This is a genomic window from Chryseobacterium arachidis (assembly GCF_900129245.1).
Lineage (GTDB): Bacteria > Bacteroidota > Bacteroidia > Flavobacteriales > Weeksellaceae > Chryseobacterium > Chryseobacterium arachidis.
The window spans coordinates 585,871-604,664 of sequence record NZ_FQUT01000001.1; the positions used below are offsets into that span (position 1 = coordinate 585,871).

General features: G+C 35.2%; 20 protein-coding genes. 7 read left to right on the forward strand and 13 right to left on the reverse strand.

Going from position 1 to position 18,794, the window contains the following annotated elements; all coding sequences use genetic code 11:
• Window positions 1–364 precede the first annotated feature (364 nt).
• The 4 genes from gcvT to BUA89_RS02630 all read right to left on the reverse strand — a co-directional run bounded on the left by gcvT (window position 365) and on the right by BUA89_RS02630 (window position 3,140).
• Window positions 365–1,441 (reverse strand): glycine cleavage system aminomethyltransferase GcvT, encoded by a 1,077-nt coding sequence (gene gcvT / locus BUA89_RS02615; RefSeq protein ID WP_072953064.1) that lies wholly within the window; start codon window positions 1,439–1,441, stop codon window positions 365–367.
• A gap of 18 nt (window positions 1,442–1,459) precedes the next feature.
• Window positions 1,460–1,939: a hypothetical protein gene (locus tag BUA89_RS02620; protein ID WP_072953065.1), complete on the reverse strand. Its 480-nt coding sequence runs from the start codon at window positions 1,937–1,939 to the stop codon at window positions 1,460–1,462.
• Window position 1,940: 1 nt separating this feature from the next.
• Window positions 1,941–2,450, reverse strand: a complete 510-nt coding sequence (gene idi / locus BUA89_RS02625) for an isopentenyl-diphosphate Delta-isomerase (protein WP_072953066.1) — start codon at window positions 2,448–2,450, stop codon at window positions 1,941–1,943.
• 78 nt (window positions 2,451–2,528) lie between these two features.
• Window positions 2,529–3,140, reverse strand: a complete 612-nt coding sequence (locus tag BUA89_RS02630; RefSeq protein WP_072953067.1) for a Pr6Pr family membrane protein — start codon at window positions 3,138–3,140, stop codon at window positions 2,529–2,531.
• Between the two features lie 202 nt (window positions 3,141–3,342).
• Here BUA89_RS02630 and BUA89_RS02635 point away from each other — a divergent pair, with 202 nt between their 5' ends.
• Complete coding sequence (locus BUA89_RS02635; RefSeq protein WP_072953068.1) at window positions 3,343–3,750, forward strand: LNS2 domain-containing protein; 408 nt, start codon at window positions 3,343–3,345, stop codon at window positions 3,748–3,750.
• Window positions 3,751–3,836: 86 nt separating this feature from the next.
• Window positions 3,837–4,796, forward strand: coding sequence for a D-2-hydroxyacid dehydrogenase (locus BUA89_RS02640; protein ID WP_072953069.1), 960 nt, complete (start codon window positions 3,837–3,839; stop codon window positions 4,794–4,796).
• A gap of 50 nt (window positions 4,797–4,846) precedes the next feature.
• Here the strand turns inward: BUA89_RS02640 and mscL are convergent, their stop codons facing one another.
• Window positions 4,847–5,233 (reverse strand): large conductance mechanosensitive channel protein MscL, encoded by a 387-nt coding sequence (mscL, locus tag BUA89_RS02645; protein ID WP_072953070.1) that lies wholly within the window; start codon window positions 5,231–5,233, stop codon window positions 4,847–4,849.
• Between the two features lie 196 nt (window positions 5,234–5,429).
• On the opposite strand from mscL, the gene BUA89_RS02650 reads away from it, so the two are divergent.
• Window positions 5,430–6,944, forward strand: a complete 1,515-nt coding sequence (locus BUA89_RS02650) for a bifunctional ADP-dependent NAD(P)H-hydrate dehydratase/NAD(P)H-hydrate epimerase (RefSeq protein ID WP_072953071.1) — start codon at window positions 5,430–5,432, stop codon at window positions 6,942–6,944.
• A gap of 79 nt (window positions 6,945–7,023) precedes the next feature.
• Here the strand turns inward: BUA89_RS02650 and lgt are convergent, their stop codons facing one another.
• Both lgt and yidD read right to left on the reverse strand, forming a co-directional pair.
• The gene (gene lgt, locus BUA89_RS02655) at window positions 7,024–7,890 is read right to left on the reverse strand and encodes a prolipoprotein diacylglyceryl transferase (RefSeq protein WP_072953285.1); all 867 of its coding nucleotides are present in this window, start codon (window positions 7,888–7,890) and stop codon (window positions 7,024–7,026) included.
• A gap of 422 nt (window positions 7,891–8,312) precedes the next feature.
• Window positions 8,313–8,555, reverse strand: a complete 243-nt coding sequence (yidD, locus tag BUA89_RS02660) for a membrane protein insertion efficiency factor YidD (protein WP_072953072.1) — start codon at window positions 8,553–8,555, stop codon at window positions 8,313–8,315.
• A 191-nt stretch (window positions 8,556–8,746) separates the two neighbouring features.
• Between yidD and BUA89_RS02665 the strand changes: the two genes are divergently transcribed.
• Window positions 8,747–10,024 (forward strand): replication-associated recombination protein A, encoded by a 1,278-nt coding sequence (locus BUA89_RS02665; protein ID WP_072953073.1) that lies wholly within the window; start codon window positions 8,747–8,749, stop codon window positions 10,022–10,024.
• Between the two features lie 49 nt (window positions 10,025–10,073).
• Here the strand turns inward: BUA89_RS02665 and BUA89_RS02670 are convergent, their stop codons facing one another.
• From BUA89_RS02670 to BUA89_RS02690, 5 genes are all read right to left on the reverse strand, one after another.
• Window positions 10,074–10,511, reverse strand: coding sequence for a hypothetical protein (locus BUA89_RS02670; protein ID WP_072953074.1), 438 nt, complete (start codon window positions 10,509–10,511; stop codon window positions 10,074–10,076).
• Window positions 10,512–10,636: 125 nt separating this feature from the next.
• On the reverse strand, window positions 10,637–12,832 hold the full coding sequence (locus BUA89_RS02675) for a DUF2339 domain-containing protein (RefSeq protein WP_072953075.1): 2,196 nt from the start codon (window positions 12,830–12,832) through the stop codon (window positions 10,637–10,639).
• A 131-nt stretch (window positions 12,833–12,963) separates the two neighbouring features.
• Window positions 12,964–13,704, reverse strand: a complete 741-nt coding sequence (locus BUA89_RS02680; protein ID WP_072953076.1) for a hypothetical protein — start codon at window positions 13,702–13,704, stop codon at window positions 12,964–12,966.
• 309 nt (window positions 13,705–14,013) lie between these two features.
• Window positions 14,014–14,862: a prephenate dehydratase gene (gene pheA / locus BUA89_RS02685; protein ID WP_072953077.1), complete on the reverse strand. Its 849-nt coding sequence runs from the start codon at window positions 14,860–14,862 to the stop codon at window positions 14,014–14,016.
• Window positions 14,863–14,959: 97 nt separating this feature from the next.
• Window positions 14,960–15,370, reverse strand: a complete 411-nt coding sequence (locus tag BUA89_RS02690; protein WP_072953078.1) for an acyl-CoA thioesterase — start codon at window positions 15,368–15,370, stop codon at window positions 14,960–14,962.
• A 138-nt stretch (window positions 15,371–15,508) separates the two neighbouring features.
• On the opposite strand from BUA89_RS02690, the gene dnaA reads away from it, so the two are divergent.
• The 3 genes from dnaA to BUA89_RS02705 all read left to right on the forward strand — a co-directional run bounded on the left by dnaA (window position 15,509) and on the right by BUA89_RS02705 (window position 18,289).
• Window positions 15,509–16,963 (forward strand): chromosomal replication initiator protein DnaA, encoded by a 1,455-nt coding sequence (gene dnaA, locus BUA89_RS02695; RefSeq protein ID WP_072953079.1) that lies wholly within the window; start codon window positions 15,509–15,511, stop codon window positions 16,961–16,963.
• A gap of 118 nt (window positions 16,964–17,081) precedes the next feature.
• Window positions 17,082–17,537, forward strand: coding sequence for a low molecular weight protein-tyrosine-phosphatase (locus BUA89_RS02700; protein WP_072953080.1), 456 nt, complete (start codon window positions 17,082–17,084; stop codon window positions 17,535–17,537).
• A gap of 53 nt (window positions 17,538–17,590) precedes the next feature.
• Window positions 17,591–18,289 (forward strand): SAM-dependent methyltransferase, encoded by a 699-nt coding sequence (locus tag BUA89_RS02705; protein ID WP_072953081.1) that lies wholly within the window; start codon window positions 17,591–17,593, stop codon window positions 18,287–18,289.
• Window positions 18,290–18,399: 110 nt separating this feature from the next.
• Here the strand turns inward: BUA89_RS02705 and BUA89_RS02710 are convergent, their stop codons facing one another.
• On the reverse strand, window positions 18,400–18,777 hold the full coding sequence (locus tag BUA89_RS02710; protein WP_072953082.1) for a GxxExxY protein: 378 nt from the start codon (window positions 18,775–18,777) through the stop codon (window positions 18,400–18,402).
• Window positions 18,778–18,794 lie beyond the last annotated feature (17 nt).

The following is an 18,794-nucleotide window of genomic DNA, read 5'->3' on the forward strand; positions in this document are numbered from 1 at the left end:
TTTTTCGTTATTCTCAACCAAATATTTTTTACGGTTGTCTCAAACAACTTGCAGGAAACAAAACGCAACTGACGGAGGTCTCAAACAAAGTGTGGGGAACAAAATGCAATTGACGGAAGTCTCAAAAAGATTGCGGGAAACAAAACACAATTGGCGGAGGTCTCAAACAACTTGTGGGAAACAAATCAACTTAAAAACAATCTTTGTTCTAGCCCGGATAGAAACGACATCCTTTTTTGCGGCGGGCGGAACGAAGTGGAGCCTGTCGCAAAAAAGATACAGTGGATAGCCGGATTAAGCTCCTGAAAAATAAAAAAACCGCTCTGCAAAACTGCAAAACGGCTTTCAAAATATCTTTACATTCTTATACGAAAGGAGCTTTCACCACTTTTGCAGGAATATTTTTGTTTCTTACCTGAATGAAAATCTCAGAACCTAATTTGAAAAGAGGTTTGTTTACGTAAGCTAATCCTAACCCTATTTTTTTCATAGGAGACTGAGTACCTGAAGTTACTTTTCCGATCACGTTTCCTTCTGCATCTACAACCGGATAATCGTGTCTTGGAACACCTTTGTCAGTCAGTTCGAAAGCAACTAATTTTCTGGTAACTCCCTCTTCTTTTTGTTTTGCGAAAGTATCTTTAGAAAGGAAATCTTTGTCAAATTTCGTAATCCATCCCAAACCTGCTTCAATTGGAGAAGTTGTATCGTCGATATCGTTTCCGTAAAGGCAGAACCCTTTTTCCAGTCTCAAAGTATCTCTGGCAGCCAATCCGCAAGGAATGATCCCTTCTTCAGCACCCGCTTCGATGATTGCATCCCAAAGTTTTACCGCAGATTCGTTGTTAAAATAAATTTCGAAACCTCCGCTTCCTGTGTATCCTGTATTGGAGATAATGATATCATTAACACCTGCAACAGAACCTACTGTAAAGTGGTAATAAGGAATTTCTGAAAGGTTAGTTTCTGTTAATTTCTGAAGAATTTCAGTTGCTTTCGGACCTTGAACCGCCAATAAGGACATGTCGTCTGAAGCGTTGGTCATTTTTGCCCCGAAAGAATTGTACTTTGAAATATGATTCCAGTCTTTTTCGATGTTTGAAGCATTGACTACCACGAAATATTTGTCGTCCTCCATTTTATAAACGATAAGATCGTCCACAATTCCGCCGTTTTCGTTCGGAAGACAAGAATACTGAGCTTTTCCGTTTTCTAAAGCATCTACATTGTTTGTTGTAACATATTGTAAAAGTTCTTTGGAACCTGCACCTTCAATGAAAAACTGTCCCATGTGAGAAACGTCGAACAAGCCTGCTTTTTCTCTTACGGCAAAGTGCTCTTCTGTAACTCCGGAGTATTGTACAGGCATTTCAAAACCTGCGAAAGGTACGATTTTAGCTCCCAAAGAAACGTGTTTGTCGTACAATGCTGTTTTCTTCATATTTAATTTTATTTCTATTTATTTCTTTATTTTAAAACTGTCGAAAGCTTCGTTGAAAAGCTTCATATAATTGCCGTTCCAGTATTTTTGTTCACAATTGATGGTAATAAGGAACAGGTCTTTATCTTTCTGCAAAACTTTGGTGATCCAGAATAATTTTTCTTTTTCGTCTAAATATTCGTAAAAATATTCAGTATATCCTTTCTTTCCGCTTTTACTTTTGATCTTCTTTTCGTCGTCGGAAGATTTGTAAAGCGCAAGAATGAATTTTTTTGTTTCCGTTTTCGGTAGATTCAGGTCATGATATTCGGAAATTGTGATAGCTCCGATCTGATTACTTGGAAATATATTAATGATATCGCTGTCATTCGTCACTTTCCAGCCTTCTGGAAGGGTAATGGCATAGCTGTCACTTTCATAAACTTTCGTCGCAACCGCTTGTGCAAATAACAAAGAACCTGTAAAAAAAGATAATGCTAAAATTGTTTTCTTCATCATTCTAAAAATGGTGTTTGTATTCTTCTAAAATGATCTTGAACCACTCTGTAAAATGTTCCGGCTGCTCGCTGATTTCTTTGTCCAGATCTTCCATGGAGACATATCGTATTTCTTCCACTTCATCTTTATTCAAATGAAATTCATCTTCGAAAATTCCTGTGAATACATGGTCGAGCTCGTGTTCCCAAAGTCCGTTGCCGACATCTGCTTTATAAATAAAATCAAATTTTTCGGTAATTTCAGCGTCAATTCCCAGTTCTTCTTTTACTCTTCGCTGGGCTCCTTCAATATATGTTTCCTCAATTCTTGGGTGTGAGCATACGGCATTTGTCCATTTCAATGGAGAATGGTATTTTTTTGAAGCCCTCTTCTGCAAAAGCATTTCGCCTTTACTGTTGAATAAAAATACGGAGAAAGCACGATGCAATAGGCCATTAATGTGAGCCTGCTGCTTTTCCATTAAGCCTAAAACTTCGTCCTGAGGATTTACTAAAACTACAAATTCTTCCATTTCTACAAATGTAAGTGTAATAAATGTATTTTGGAAATTTTTGGTAAAACATCATATTTCTTTGTTGATGGTTGATTGTTAATCGTTGTTGGAAATTCGCAAAGCCTTTCCAATACGAATAAAAAGCATCGACAATCCTGTAAAGAAAATCAAAATTAAAAAAGCATTAATCAAAACCTGAGAATATCCGATTGTAAAAACATCTACAAAAGGATAAGGATAAAAGCCGGAGAAATGTCCCCTGATTAAAATATAGAAAAGATACATCAGCGGATACACTGCCCATCTCGGAATTTGTTTGTAATTAAGATTATTTTTATTTCCAATAAAAATCCAATACAGCAAAACAAATGCAGGAATAATGGCGTGAAGCAATTCGTCTACAACTCTTTGCATTCCGGTCGGATTCCAAGTGGAACGAAGCACAACCTGATAAATTAAGCCAACCATAAGAATATAAATAGTAATAGCCATCAAAGTTCCTGAATTTTCAATTTGTTGAGGATTCTTACCTAATTGAGAAGTAAAATACACAGCCACAATAATATTCGTAAGTATGGTAAAATAACTGAAAAACTGAATGGTCATTTCCAAAAAAGTAAACTTAGAATCTTCAAGCATCAGTTGATATTGCATGATCACCGCAAACCAACCGATTAAGGCGAAAATTAATGCCAATATTTTTTTCATAATCAGTGATGTAAATTCGGAAGTGAAAATGAGTTTCAAAAATTGAATTTACAAGAAAATTTTAACAATACTTAAAAAAACAACCGTTTTATTATTAATAAATCCCCTGAGACTGCTTTAATACAATAAAAAAATAATTTGAATGAAGTTTAATAAGCCTTTTTGATGTAAAAAGCCTACCTTTGCAATTCAATTTTTACTGATGGAATTAGAGTACAAAGATCACATTAGTCCTATTCTGAAGGACGGAGTAAAGAACTACTTAATCGATATTGACGGGACCATTACTGAAGACGTTCCGAACGAAGAACCGGAAAGAATGGTTACCTGCGAACCTTTTCCTGACGCCCTGGAAACCATCAACAAATGGTATGATGAAGGTCACCAGATCTGCTTCTTTACTTCAAGAACAGAAAACCTGAAACAAGTTACAATCGATTGGTTAGACAAGCACGGATTCAAATATCACAGTGTTTTATGCGGAAAACCAAGAGGCGGAAATTACCACTGGATTGATAACCACCTGGTGAGAGCAACAAGATATAAAGGAAAATTCACGGACTTGGTAGAGAAACAAGTAACAATTGAAGTTTTTAAAGAGGAAGAATAAAAAATTTAGTAGAAAGATTAAACGATTAAATTATCATCAATATTTTAGTCATTTAATCTTTTAATTTTTAAATCGATAAAAGTTTTATGAAAGTTTTAGCTAACGATGGCTTGGATCAATCCGGGATTGATGCATTGACAGAGAAAGGTTTTGAGGTGATTACTACAAAAGTTCCGCAAGAGCTTTTGGTAGATTACATTAATGAGCACAAGATCCGTACAATTCTGGTACGCAGTGCGACGCAGGTAAGAAAAGATATTATTGATAACTGTCCGTCCATCGAAATCATCGGTAGAGGTGGAGTAGGAATGGATAATATTGATGTAGATTATGCAAGAGAAAAAGGAATTCATGTAATCAATACACCTTCAGCTTCTTCGGAATCGGTTGCTGAGCTGGTTTTCGCACATTTATTCTCGGGAGCAAGATTTTTACAGGACTCTAACAGAAAAATGCCTTTAGTAGGAGATACGGAATTTGCAAGCCTGAAAAAAGCGTATGCTGCCGGTATCGAATTGAAAGGGAAAACAATCGGTATTGTCGGGATGGGAAGAATCGGGCAGGAAGTGGCGAAAATCGCTTTAGGTCTTGGGATGAGAGTAATTGCGGCTGACAGCAATGTTGGAAAAGCAAGTATTAAAGTAACTTTCTACAACAATCAATTCATTAATGTTGATATTGAAACAGAACCCCTTCAGGATGTGTTGAAGCATTCGGATTTCATTACACTTCATGTTCCGGCTCAGAAAGACGGTTACATGATCGGTAAAAATGAATTTGAAATAATGAAAAACGGAGTGGCAATCGTCAACTGTTCAAGAGGTGGAGTAATCGACGAAACTGCTTTAATTGAAGCTTTAGATTCAGGAAAAGTGAAGTTTGCAGGTCTTGATGTTTTCATTAACGAGCCCACGCCTTCAAAAGAAATTCTAAATCATTCGAAGATCTCCCTGACGCCTCACACGGGTGCCTCTACCCTTGAAGCCCAGGACAGAATCGGGTTATCTCTGGCAGAGCAGATTTCGAGTATTTTACAGATTCAATAATTATCTTATTGTTAAAATATGAAAGCACTTCAATCCGAAGTGCTTTATTTTTATAAACTGTTTTTACTTTTCAGTAAATCTCTGATTTCCATTAATAATTTCTGGTCTTCGGTTGGCCCGGCAGGAGCAGCAACTTCTTCTGGCTTTTTATTAAGACTGTTTATTCCTTTAATCAGTAAGAATAAAACGAAAGCCACAATAAGGAAACTAATGACTGAGGATAAAAAATTACCATATTTTACTCCGTTCCAGGAAAGTTCAGCAATATTTTTCACATTTGCTTTTTCCAGTGCCGGATTCAAAATCAAAGGGGTAATAATATCGTCTACCAAAGATTTTACGATCGCACTGAACGCCGCACCGATAATGACACCGACAGCAAGATCTACTACATTACCTTTGAATGCAAATTCTTTAAATTCTTTAAAAAATCCCATAATCTATATTTTTTTAAGTTTTCTGACAAAAATAAAGGTTTAAGGTACGAAAAAAAACAAAACTATTCCCTTTTTTGGTGAAATATAGTTAGACGAAATTAATTAATCTGCTTTAAAAACGGATTAACCTTATTTCAACATATTTTAAATTTTCTTTTTGTAAATTGCTCCTGATACATTATAAACAGTTTCCTTTATGAAAATCTTCACTGCAGAACAGATTCGCCATTGTGATCAGTATACTATAAAAAACGAGCCGGTTTCTTCCATTCAGCTCATGGAAAGAGCTGCACAATCGTGTGTAGACTGGATTTTCGAAAACTGTAAAAACCACAGGAATTTTGCCGTTTTTTGTGGCGACGGAAATAACGGTGGAGATGGATTTGCTATTGCAAAAATGTTGTATTTAAAAGGGTTTGATGTGGATGTTTTTACCCATTCCAAAGGGAAATTTTCTCCCGATGCAGGCAGCAACTTCAGAAGTTTAAAGGAAATTTCGGGAATTACAGTAAGGGAATTTAAAGAAGCTAATGAATATCGTTTCGACAACAGGACGGTAATTATTGATGCACTTTTCGGAACAGGACTTTCCAGAGATTTAGAAGGAGAATTAAAAGAATTGGTTGAGTTTTTAAATGAAAAAAACAATCTTAAAATTTCCATAGATCTTCCATCAGGGCTCAAAGCAGATACTATTTCTTCTGAAAATTCTGCGATTTTTGAAACAGATTTTACGCTGAGCTTTCAGTTTTGGAAAAAATCTTTTCTACACCCTGAAACCGGAAAATATGCCGGAAAAGTTCAGATTTTAGATATTAATTTAAGTAAAGACTATATTTCTGAAACTGAAACAGAAGATTTTGTCATTGATGATGAGGTAGTGAAAAATATCTTTAAACCAAGAAACGAATTTTCACATAAAGGAACTTACGGAAAAGTGACTATTGCTGCAGGAAGCTACGGAAAAATGGGAGCAGCAGTTTTGGCGACAAGATCAGCGCTGAAAACCGGTACCGGCCTGACTTTTACCCTCGCTCCGAAATGTGGATACGAAATTTTACAGACAGAAAACCCGGAAGCGATGTTTATTGAGGGGGGAAGCGATGTTATAGATCATATTGAAATTGATGAAAGTTCGGTATGCGGAGTTGGTCCGGGTTTAGGAACTGATGAAGAAACAGTAAAAGCTTTTTTAAAGTTCCTCAAAGATTATTCTAAACCCTTAATTTTAGATGCCGATGCCTTAAATATTATTGCTCAGGATAAAAAGAATATCAAACTCATTCCGGAGAAATCCATTATAACACCACATCCGAAGGAATTTGAAAGGTTATTCGGAGCAACGGAGAACTCTTTTGAAAGGCTGGAGTTAGCAAAAAACAAAGCCAAAGAACTTCAGATTTATATTGTTTTAAAAGATCATCATACGCAGATCATTAATCCGGAAGGAAAAGTGTTTTATAATATTACAGGGAATTCTGGACTGGCAAAAGGAGGAAGCGGAGATATCCTTACCGGAGTTTTGACCTCTTTTTTAGCACAGAAATATACCGAAGAAGAAGCTGCAATTTTAGGCGTCTGGTTTCACGGCAGGGCGGCCGAGTTTGCCTCTGAAAAACATTCCAGAGAAGCTGTACTGCCAACAGATATTATTCATGAATTCGGAAATGTTTTTACGGAATTGAATAATGCGGTAGAAAGAGTGTTATAGAAATTCACAAATATAATTCGATAAGAAAGCAAGTCTGTTATAACAGACTTGCTTTTCTTTTTTACTATTTTCTATGGAATTATTCCGGTTTTTCGTTTTCAGCCTGAGTGATCTTGAACTTTTTAGAAACAATCATAATCACAACACCTGCAAGCATGAAAGGAATAGAAAGTACCTGTCCTGTATTTAATCCTCCGAACTGAATGAACTCGTCTCCCTGAGGTTCTTTTAAGAATTCTACAAAGAATCTTATTGCCCAAAGGATGATAAAGAACAAACCGAATAACCATCCCTGCTGATATTTTTTGTCGGTTTTTTTGTATAAAATCCATAATAAAACGAAAAGGCAAACGTATCCAATAGCTTCAAATAGCTGTGAAGGATAACGGGGTACTGTTACACCATATTCTGTACTTTGTTGTGGAAACAGCAATGCGAAAGGGGAGTTGGGATCTACAGGCTTTCCGATAATTTCAGAGTTGAAAAAGTTACCCAGTCTTACAAAAGCACCTCCCAATGCCACCACGATTCCCAATCTGTCGTATACCCAAAAAGGATTTTTCTTAATGATTTTAAATGAATAATATAGCGTTGTAAAGATTAAAGCGATGGTAGCTCCGTGACTTGCCAATCCTGAAAATCCTGTGAATTTAATTCCGTCAACTGTACTGATCGGTAAAAATACACTCCAGAAATCCTGCTTAAACAATTCTGGCTGATAAAAAATAACGTGCCCCATTCTTGCACCAAGGATTGTCCCAATTAAGGTCCATGTGAAAAGTGGCTCTAAATATTTTTGATTAACATTATCTGTTTTAAAAATTTTTGTCATTAAAATATATCCGAAACCAAACGCAAAAATGAACATCAGACTGTAAAAATGCAGCGTAATCGGACCTAATTGAATTCCTTTGGAAGGATCCCAGATTTTAAAAGGAGTTTCCAGGCTTACTGTATCTGCTTCCGCAATGGGCTTGGCAGCTTTAATCGCATATTTAAACTCTTTCAGATTCTCCGGAGTCGCAGGAGTGGTAATCAGTTTAAAGTTTTTATCGAAAAGCTGATAATGTACCAATTTATACTTTGCCAATGTTGCCATCATATAATCTGCATGATTGGTTTCATTTAAAATAATCAGTACATTTTCCTTAACAGGATTGTCAGCAAATGAGTTTAGCCTTACTTCATCCGTTGTCGAAAAAATCTTTACCGGAGTGGCAGCAGAATTTATTTTTAATGTTCCATCGGACATGCCGTCCGAATAATTTTGCGCCCATAGAGATTGGGTAATCAACGCAAATATGACAAGATAAATTCTGAAAAAAATATTATTCATTTCTATTTTTTTAGTAGTTTGTTTATTTAAATTTATTTTTTTGGCGGGACGGGATCATAACCGCTTCCACCCCAGGGATGACATCTTGAAATTCTTTTTACACCCAGCCAGAATCCTTTGAAGATCCCGTGAACCTGCAAAGCTTTTACCATATAATGCGAACATGTAGGCTCGTATCGGCAGTTTTTGGGAAGCAAAGGCGAGATAAACCATTGGTAAAATCTGATGAATATTACCAAAGGAAAAGTGACTATTTTGTTGGCTGTAAGTTTCAAAACATTGCAAAAATAGGGTAAAAAATTGAAAATTAGTTTAAATTTGTTAGAAGTTTAGAGACAGCAAATATGGGTTTGTCGGATAAAATCCGGGCTTCGTCGATTTACAGATTTTACCTCTTTAAAAATCGTGAAAAATACAGCCGCTTTAAACTTGTACGTAAAAAATACCTTATTTAAAATCTAAAATTTTGAGCCAAAATATTCCATTAGCTGAAAAATTAAGACCAAAAACACTGGAAGATGTTCTTGGGCAGGAGCACCTTACCGGAGAAAAGGGGACAATTAAGAAAATGATAGAGAACAATACCCTGAATTCTCTTATTTTCTGGGGACCTCCGGGAACAGGAAAGACAACGTTGGCGGAAATTATTTCTGAAAAATCAGGAAGGAAGTTTTACAAGCTTTCTGCAGTTTCTTCCGGGGTGAAAGATGTTCGTGATGTGATTGAAGATGCAAAAAAGCAGAATCTTTTCTCAGGAAAATCTCCTATTTTATTTATTGATGAAATCCACCGTTTTAATAAGTCCCAGCAGGATTCGTTGCTTCATGCGGTAGAAAAAGGCTGGATTGTTCTGATTGGTGCCACTACCGAAAATCCCAGTTTTGAGGTGGTTTCGGCTCTGCTTTCCAGAAGTCAGGTGTATGTTTTGAAGGCTTTAAGCTATGAAAAGCTTGAAGAACTGATTGATATTGCGCTCGAAAGATTTAATAAGGATGAGAAAACCCATTTTACTGTTGCAGAAAAAGAAGCATTGATACAGTATTCGGGTGGTGATGCAAGAAAATTGATTAATTCTGTGGAATTGGTTTTAAATCAGTATAAAAATTCGGGAAAGCAGGAAATTAAAAACGAAGATGTACTTGAAGTTTTGCAGGAAACCATGGCGCTGTATGATAAAAACGGAGAACAGCATTACGATATTATTTCTGCTTTTATTAAGTCGATGCGGGGAAGCGACCCTAATGGAGCAGTATACTGGCTGGCAAGAATGATTGCAGGTGGTGAGGATATTAAATTTATTGCCCGAAGAATGATTATTCTGGCATCAGAAGATATTGGCCTGGCCAATCCGAACGCATTGATAATGGCCAACAACTGTTTTCAGGCAATTAATGTGATCGGAAATCCGGAAGCAAGAATTATTCTGAGCGAAACTGCTGTTTATCTTGCGGTTTCTCCGAAAAGCAACTCCACTTATATGGCGATTAATGATGCATTGGCTTTGGTAAAGCAAACCGGAAATCTGCAGGTTCCGTTACATCTGAGAAATGCTCCGACTAAATTAATGAAAGATTTAGATTACGGAAAAGAATATAAGTATGCGCATTCTTTTGAGGGTAACTTTGTGGATCAGGATTTTCTGCCGGAAGAAATTAGAACGGTAAAATTGTATGAACCGGGAAATAACGCCACAGAAAAGAAAATCTACGAAGAGCTGAAGAAAAAATGGAATAATAAATATTAAAAAGGATACTCGCTTGAGTATCCTTTTCATCTAAATATGGTCTAAGAAATTATTGTTTTGTTGTGATCGATACAGCTTTTTTACCGTTGTAATCAATGGTTTTCATGTGATTGAGGATATCTCCGAAAAGCAAAGTTTTAGGATCAGTAAATTCATACCCGTCAATAAGCACAGAACTGCCTTCTGGCAAACCGAACTGAGCCAAAACCTCAAATACCGCAACTCTGTCGATATTGTCGTGACCTTTCTTCAGTTTGTATTCTACTAATCCGTTATCTGCAATATAATTGAATTTTTTAAGGTTTTGCGGAAGGCTGGCAGCTGTTTTGTAGGTCTGCGTACTTTGGATTGATCCTTTATGATTGCTGGTAAACATATCTACTGTTCCAACAATATCATTGGCAACTGCAAATCTTGTAGCTGTATTCTTCTGAGCAAATAGAGTTACAGAAGATAAAAGTAAAAAAGAGTAGAATAATTTTTTCATAATGTTTAGGAATAAGTGACTGTTAAAAACTTGATAAATATAGTTATTTTTTATAAAATCCGAAGAAATTTTTGCAATAATTTTAATAATAATGATTGTTTTATGAATTTGTTGCGATTTTGACTTTAGAGATTCTCTTTTTCGTCTTTGTTTTCAACCATCGTTTGGATAATTTTTTTCAACCGCTGAAATAAGAAGGAGCTGATAAGCAAGATAATGCCTAAAATAATGAATGCAGTAATTCTTGAAATATTATCCATCTCCCAAACGTCGTATGCATATAATTTAATAATCATAACACCAATCAATACAAAACCGATTTTATTGTATTCTGCAAGATTGTTTTTGATGCCTTTATAGATTAATAAAGAGGCAAGAATCGTCCAGATAATCGGCAGATAGAGTAGGCTGAAGTGCTTTCTTAATATTGGGATTTCGGAAATGATATCAGTATTCAGCAAAATATAACAATGGTAAACTTCACCGCTTACGAAAACTACAACCGCAAAAGCTAAGTACCAATAGGAAATTTTTCTCTTGAAAAACTCTGTTTTGGACAACATTCTTACAGTTAAATACAAAAAAGGAATTAAATATAACAGGTATAAATAATAAAAGGTAAGACGGATTTCTTTCTTCAGAAAATTAGAAATAATTCCTGAGCCTGAAACTAAAACATCGATGATTACCAATCCTAAGAATACATAAATAATCGCTACTTCCAATATCGGATTAATGTCAAGCTTCTTTCTGAATAATATGATCCCGGAAATATAATACAGTGTAAAAAGAACGGCAATACTGAAAATAACAATCCAGGGTTGTTCTGAAATATGATAGATGATCTCCAATAAAACCGCCAGATAAATTATCCCGTAACTGATTACTGAAAATATGTTTTCGAAAAAACTGTTGCTTTTTTGATTGTCGGGAAGTTTTCTTAACAGCATTAAATTGATAAAAATAGTAACCGCCGTAACGGAGCTCGTGAGAAATATAGGATTGAAAACAATAGACAGATTTTTTAGTTCGGTATATTGCGCCCAGGTGATCAGTTGTGCAATAATTACCAGAGGAAGCAACAGATAGAAGCATATCTTGAAAATCTTGTGGCTGGTTTTTTTCCAGATAAATAAAATCAAAGTTGCTTCGACGGCCCAGACGCTTGTTATTAAATGAGTTTTAAACTGTAAAGCAAAAGCAATTGTAATAAGGCTTATCGTAATGCCTGCAAAAACAGAATAATTAATCCCAAAATGAGTTTTTGAATATTCTTTGTAAAACAATAAAGCATTTACTGTTGCAAATCCGATAGGGAAGATCACTACCGGTTCATACCCTAAAGTGCTGAAAATATATACCGACCCTACGATACCCAGCAGGTTGCTTAATACAAGCATTAAAATATCAGACGAAAGTAAAGTTCCTGTTTTGAAATAATTTTTTAAAGCAAAAGAGTAGAAAATAATATAATTAATAATATAAAAATAAATATTCAGAATGTCTGTTTTTTCAATCGTCCAGTAAAAAAGATAAATATGGGTAAAAATAAAAGCAATCCAGCCTACGCTTTTCCAGTTTTTAAGAAAGAACAAAGCCAGCATTCCGATATTTAAAACACTTAGATAAGTAAAAAGAAATAGATAGTTGCTTTGTCCTGTACTGATCATAAAAGGAGCTAAAAAACCGCCGAATAATGAAAAGATGATTAAAATTTTGTTGTTATAATAGTAGGACAGAAATATAGCAATCAAGGTAATTAAACAGGTTAGGGAAAACGCAATATTCTGCGAAAAGAGATGGTATTCCCGAAATGCTATGGTAATCGTAAAGTATAAAACTGCAATTCCACCCCCTGTAATAACGGAAGCAAAAGAAGAATAATTTTTTCTGAGAAAATGTCCGGTTGTAATGATAACGACTCCGGTAATAAAACCAATTCCAACTCTTAAAGGTTCACCGATCCAATTTTTATCAATAGCATATTTTACAAAATAACCAATTCCCAAAACCAATGTGAAAATTCCTATAATTGTTAAGGCATTCTGCTGTAAGAAACTAAAAGCCGGGGTCAGCCAGTCTTTTTGTGTATCATTTGTATTATTGTAAGCAATTTGAGACTTTTTTACTGTACTGCTTTCTTGGGAAAATTGCTGAGTAGCTTTCATAGGAAGCTTTTCATGAATTTCTTGGATGGTGTTTTTACCAAGTATTTTCTTATTAAGGTCAGAGATTTCCTTTTCCAATCTGCTGATCTTATTGTTCAGATAAATGAAAAGAATAACAATAAGGACAATTATTACAATGATCAGCGGATACATTATTTTTGTTTTTGGGTATATCAAATATAACTAAATATTTTTTTTGAATATGTAAAAAAAATAATCCATCATACATGAGTATAACGGATTATTTTAGCAGTAAGCACTGTTCTGCTGTAAAGTTAATATTCTTAGTTTGAGATTTTGTAAATAACAACAGAAGTTGTAATACTTCCATTGGTAAGCAAGTCTAAGTTAATTCCACTCTGGTTGGCCTGAAAGGTTAACTGGCTACCAGCGGTAAGCTGATAAATGGAATCAATTGATGTTTCACTCACGATTAAACTTAATACTCCTAAAACACCTAATAAGTTTACGTTTGCACCACTAAATACGCTCTCATCCAGTAAGGTAGTCCCGTTGAAAATTCCGATTCTTGGGTTGCCTCCGGTAAGGGATAATAATCTTAGCTGTACACCGTCCCCATATCTATAGGAATATCTAATAGCGTATAGACCGGTTGAAGGTACAGTATAGGTGTTTGTCGTTGCGTTAAAGTTTGCAGATCCAATCGTTGCTGCCGGGAAATCAATGGGCTGATAGCCATTGGTTAAGGTTAATCCTAACAGGTTTCCTGTGCCCGTTGCAGTTACTTTGGTAACAGAACTGTTTACACCCACATTATAGGCAAGGTTAGCAACAAGCTGAGGGTCTACCTGTGCTACCTGAAAGTCTCCTCCTGTATTTTGATTTACGGCAAGAATCTGATAACCAGGTATTGCAGGAGCAACAGGCGTCTGTCTGATCTTTAAGGTTCCGTTGATGTCTAAGTTGGCCTGCGGATTTGGGGTGTTGATACCAATCCTTCCGGATTGGGCAAAAAGTGGGATGGCCATAATAGCTAAAAGTGTGCTACAAATTTTAGTTTTCATGCTTAAAAAAATTTAAATTTAGTTAATGGTTTATTCTCAGTTAGTTTCAGTAAATATACATCAAAAATCGTGCGGAATAAAGAATTATTGTTAAATATTTTTAAACATATCGTATTAAATTATGTGAATTTCATAAAAACTCCACTTTTTCGCATCAGAGAAAAAACAACGGTTTTTATTGTAAAATTGGCTAAAAATCTATAAATCACACTTTTGTGATATTGAATTTATTATTACTGTTATTTTAAGGAAAATTAATTCGATTTTTTTGTGCTAAATCTTTTAACTAAAAAATTCTGGTAACTTTTTTTAACTGTTGAGAAGAAATTCGCTATAATTTCCTAAAAAATCGACCTTTATCTGGAGTGTTTTTAGCTCTTCCAATGCATTATATTGTACTGTTGATTCCCATTTTCCTACCACATTAATAAAAAAGAAGTATTTTCCAAGCCCTGTTTTTAAGGTTCTGGATTCTATTTTACTTAAATTCATCTTACGCCATGCAAAAACAGAAAGTACCTGATGAAGCCCACCGGCGTGATCTTCGGGAAGGGTGATCAGCAATCCAGATTTTTTACCCAACAGAGTGAGATTTTTATGGGAATAATCATGGCTTTGTTTAGAAATAACAATAAACCGCGTGTGGTTCTGCTCAAAATCTTGAATATTTCGTTCTATAATTTTCAGGTTATATAGGTTGGCAGCAAATGTATTGGCAACAGCTGCAAGATTACGGTCGGGATTCTCTGAAACATGTTTTGCAGCGGCAGCGGTAGAAGAGTAGTCTTGTTTGATCACATTTCTATAATTCGTATCTAAAAAATGGAAACTCTGTGCTAAAGCCTGAGGGTGGGAATAAATTTTCTCTATTTTTTCAACCACACAATGGGGATGCACCATTAGATGATGCGCAATAGGCATTACAGCTTCAGCCATAATTTTAATATCCGGAGTTTTATAGAGATAGTCTAGCGTCATGGAAACGGTTCCTTCAATAGAATTCTCCAAAGGAACTACGGCCATATCCACAGATCCGTTTTCAACAGCAATAAAACAATCTAAAATATTTACCTGTGGCAAAAGTTCTTCATCAGGGAAAAGCTGGGCAGCGGCTAATTGGGTAAAACTGGCATGCGGACCCAAGAATGCAATCTTCATTATAGTGGAATTTTAAAAATTATTGTGAACTCAATAGGAAGTATTGAGAAGGCAAATTAACAGTTTGTCTATTAAATCTAGTTTAAAGATACGGATTTTAGTCTTTCCAGTTCTTTTCAATCAGTTCCATTAGGTAATCCGGACACTTTATAACCTTACGGCTTTGAGCATCCAAAAAGAAAAGAGTAGTGGAAGCTTCTGTAATTTTTATATTTTCTTCGTTAAAAATTTCATATTCGAACTCAATTTTTACTCCCGGAATTTTTTTAATGTACGTATGGATTTCTAATTTTTCGTCATAAAAAGCAGGTCTTAAATATTTAATTTTATACTCCGAAACCGGTAACCAAATTCCTTGATTTTCAATCTCATTATAGGACATTCCTATGCTTCGGAAAAGCTCTACTCTGCCAATTTCAAAATACTCTGCATAGTTCCCGTAATAAACATATTTCATAGGGTCTGTTTCTCCGTAACGTACTCTTAACGAGTGTGTTGTGTGTATCATTTTTACTGCTTAATTATACATACAAATATATTTTTAAATAATCAATAACCGCAATATTTTTTTTTAAAATAAAAAAATGAGACCTTTGTCATCCTCCTAAAAACGGGTACTAACAAAAGAATTAATCGGGGCATATTTATGGATGAAAATTTAATGATGATATGGCAGAAATGCCTTCAGTTCATGCGCGATAATCTCAACGCTGCTGAAGACAGTTCTGATCTGAAAAAGCTTGAAAAATCTTTCGACTTACTATTTGATAAGGTGCAGCCACTTTCGTTGGTTGATAATAACCTTACGCTGATAGTTCCGAGCGATTTTTACAAGGAATATATTGAGGACAATTACCTGTCCTTGCTTTCTGCTGCCCTGAAGAAAAACATAGGAAAAGGTGTGAAGTTATGGTATTCCGTAATGGAAAATAAACCGACAGGATTTGAAAAACCTGTTACAATGAATATGAAAGGGAAATCTGTTCCTACTCCAAAGGTACAGGAAACAATGCCTCAAGGTTTCTCTGCTAATATCGTAAACCCATTTGTGGTTCCGGGAATTAAGAAAGTAAATATTGATTCCAACCTGAAGTCAGACTTCTCTTTTGATAATTATATAGAAGGTGAAAGCAATAAATTTGCGGCTACTGTGGCAAGATCTATTGCAAAAAGACCTGGTGCTACGGCTTTCAATCCATTATTTTTGTACGGTGGATACGGTGTAGGAAAAACTCACCTTGGCCAGGCCGTAGGTCTGGAAGTGAAAAATCAGTTTCCGGATAAAGTAGTTCTTTATCTTTCTTCTGAAAAATTCATTCAGCAGTTTATATCGGCGGCAAAAGCTCATAAGCAGACCGAATTTGCGAATTTCTATCAGATGGTGGATGTTTTAATCATCGATGATATTCAGTTCCTTTCAGGAAAATCCGCGACTCAGGACAGCTTCTTCCATATCTTTGATCATTTGCATCAAAACGGGAAACAGATCATCCTTACTTCAGATAAGGCTCCGGCTGATATTATGGATATTCAGGACAGGATTGTTTCGCGTTTCAAGTGGGGGCTTTCTGCAGAAATCAAATCTCCGGATATCTCTACCCGCAAAAGAATTATCATTGATAAACTAAGCAGAGACGGAATTATTCTTCCGGATGATATGCTTGATTTCTTAGCGGCTGAGGCAAAAACCAATGTAAGAGAGCTTATCGGGATCATCAACTCAGTAATTGCTTATTCTACAGTTTATAAAACAGATTTAAGCCTTGACTTATTAAAAGAAACAATCAGCAAAATCGCTGCAACGCAGAAGAAAGTTATCAATATTCCTTATATTCAGGATGTGGTTTGCGATTATTTCGGGATCAAGAAAGAGCAGCTTTTATCAAAAACAAGAAAAAGGGAGATCGCTCTTCCGAGACAATTGGCAATGTATTTTGCAAAAGAGCTTACTAATTCCACTTTCACCAAAATCGGTGCGGAAATGGGCGGAAAAGACCACTCTACGGTGATGTATGCTTGTGATACGATTAAAGATGTTTCCAAGATCGATAAGGAAGTTAAGAAATATGTGAAAGAGCTGGGCGAAAGAATCAGACAATAAGAAATAATTTAATTTAAAGATCAAAAAGTGGAGAATAATTTTTATTCTTCATTTTTTATTTAGTTTTGTTGATTCAAATGAAGGTATCAAACCTTAATTAATTTTATAGTCAAACGTTATGAAAATACTGATGGTCTGCCTCGGAAATATATGCAGAAGCCCTTTGGCTGAGGGAATCATGAAGACAAAAGTTCCTGAAAGTTTTTTCATTGATTCTGCCGGAACCATTTCCATACACGAAGGTGAGCATCCTGATAAAAGAGCAATTAAGACGGCAGCCAATCATGGGATTGATATCTCAAAACAGAGATCAAGGCCGATTACCAAAGCTGATTTTGAAAACTTTGACAAAATCTATTGTATGGATGTTGATGTATTGGCAGATGTAGTTTCAAAAACCAAAAACGAAGAACAAAGACATAAAGTTTCATTATTTCTTGAAGTTTTAGGGGATCATGAAAATGCGGAAGTTCCGGATCCGTATTGGGGAGGAATGGATGACTTCGAAAATGTATTTCAACTGTTGGAGAAAGGTTGTGATGCCATTCTTGCTCAATTAAAAATAAAAAATTAATACGACTATTATCATAGATTTCATAGTTTATAACTCATAATTCATAACTCAAAATGCTTTTTTTACTTCCTGCTTATCTATCAGAAAATACTTCTATCACTCATTTTTCACCAGTGATAAAAGACTATATCATGCAGACGGATTATTTCTTTGTGGAAAATGAAAAAACAGCCAGAAAAGTGGTGAAGTTTTTTGCGCCCGAAAAAAAACAGTCGGATCTGAAACTTTTTCTGCTGGATAAATACACTGAAAATGCGGATATTAAAGAAGCTCAGCAACTCATGCTGAATGGTCAGGATTTCGGATTGCTTTCTGAAGCCGGACTTCCTTGTATCGCCGATCCCGGGAATCTGATGGTGAAATGGTGCCATGAGAAAAATATTCGTGTAATCCCGATTTCAGGGCCTTCATCTATTATTTTAGCATTGATTTCAAGTGGTTTTAACGGGCAGGAATTTACATTCAACGGCTATTTACCAATTGATAAGGGAGAAAAGAAAAAGCAGATTGTACAGCTTGAAAATTTGGTTCAAAAGACGGGATATTCTCAGATTTTTATGGAAACACCTTATAGAAATAATGCTCTTTTCGAGGATTTAATTAAGTTTTTATCGCCCAATACCAAGCTTTGTATTGCCGCCAATATCAACGATCCCGAACACGAATTCATCAAAACAAAAACCATAAAAGACTGGCAAAAACAAAAACCGGAACTGCATAAAATTCCGGCTGTATTTGTGTTGGGAAAATAATTTTTTAATGATATTTTCTCTCGCAGATTTAGAAGATGACGCAGATCTTTTTATAAGATGTAATTTTAAATCTGCACAATCTGTCAAATCTGCGAGAGAAAAAACAAAAACTATAAATTATTAGCCACTCTTTTAATGCCATCCAAAATATTTGTGGTATTAAAATTCACTAATAGTCCAAGTTTTTTATTTGATAGTTTTATGTAAGTATGTAATTGTTTAAAATGAATATCTTCAAGATTTTTGACAGATTTCAATTCTAAAATTACTTTATCTTCAACTAAAATATCAATTCTAAAATTTAAGTCGAATTTTTTGCCTTCATAGATAACAGGAAGTTCTAATTCGGCTTTTATATCTAATCCATTTTCCTCTAATTCATATATTAGAATCCTTTGGTAAACAATTTCTAAAAGACCTGGACCAAGTTTATTATATACATTAAAGATACATTTTCTTACGATGTAAGAAATTTCATTTTCTTTCATTTGTTTTTTATGAAAAA

Bases quoted from the DNA above. Each gene is read 5' to 3' on its own strand.
- gcvT (WP_072953064.1), bottom strand. From the start codon at position 1,441: ATGAAGAAAACAGCATTGTACGACAAACACGTTTCTTTGGGAGCTAAA.
- BUA89_RS02620 (WP_072953065.1), bottom strand. From the start codon at position 1,939: ATGATGAAGAAAACAATTTTAGCATTATCTTTTTTTACAGGTTCTTTG.
- idi (WP_072953066.1), bottom strand. From the start codon at position 2,450: ATGGAAGAATTTGTAGTTTTAGTAAATCCTCAGGACGAAGTTTTAGGC.
- BUA89_RS02630 (WP_072953067.1), bottom strand. From the start codon at position 3,140: ATGAAAAAAATATTGGCATTAATTTTCGCCTTAATCGGTTGGTTTGCG.
- BUA89_RS02635 (WP_072953068.1), top strand. From the start codon at position 3,343: ATGGAATTAGAGTACAAAGATCACATTAGTCCTATTCTGAAGGACGGA.
- BUA89_RS02640 (WP_072953069.1), top strand. From the start codon at position 3,837: ATGAAAGTTTTAGCTAACGATGGCTTGGATCAATCCGGGATTGATGCA.
- mscL (WP_072953070.1), bottom strand. From the start codon at position 5,233: ATGGGATTTTTTAAAGAATTTAAAGAATTTGCATTCAAAGGTAATGTA.
- BUA89_RS02650 (WP_072953071.1), top strand. From the start codon at position 5,430: ATGAAAATCTTCACTGCAGAACAGATTCGCCATTGTGATCAGTATACT.
- BUA89_RS02670 (WP_072953074.1), bottom strand. From the start codon at position 10,511: ATGAAAAAATTATTCTACTCTTTTTTACTTTTATCTTCTGTAACTCTA.
- BUA89_RS02675 (WP_072953075.1), bottom strand. From the start codon at position 12,832: ATGTATCCGCTGATCATTGTAATAATTGTCCTTATTGTTATTCTTTTC.
- BUA89_RS02680 (WP_072953076.1), bottom strand. From the start codon at position 13,704: ATGAAAACTAAAATTTGTAGCACACTTTTAGCTATTATGGCCATCCCA.
- pheA (WP_072953077.1), bottom strand. From the start codon at position 14,862: ATGAAGATTGCATTCTTGGGTCCGCATGCCAGTTTTACCCAATTAGCC.
- BUA89_RS02690 (WP_072953078.1), bottom strand. From the start codon at position 15,370: ATGATACACACAACACACTCGTTAAGAGTACGTTACGGAGAAACAGAC.
- dnaA (WP_072953079.1), top strand. From the start codon at position 15,509: ATGGATGAAAATTTAATGATGATATGGCAGAAATGCCTTCAGTTCATG.
- BUA89_RS02700 (WP_072953080.1), top strand. From the start codon at position 17,082: ATGAAAATACTGATGGTCTGCCTCGGAAATATATGCAGAAGCCCTTTG.
- BUA89_RS02705 (WP_072953081.1), top strand. From the start codon at position 17,591: ATGCTTTTTTTACTTCCTGCTTATCTATCAGAAAATACTTCTATCACT.
- BUA89_RS02710 (WP_072953082.1), bottom strand. From the start codon at position 18,777: ATGAAAGAAAATGAAATTTCTTACATCGTAAGAAAATGTATCTTTAAT.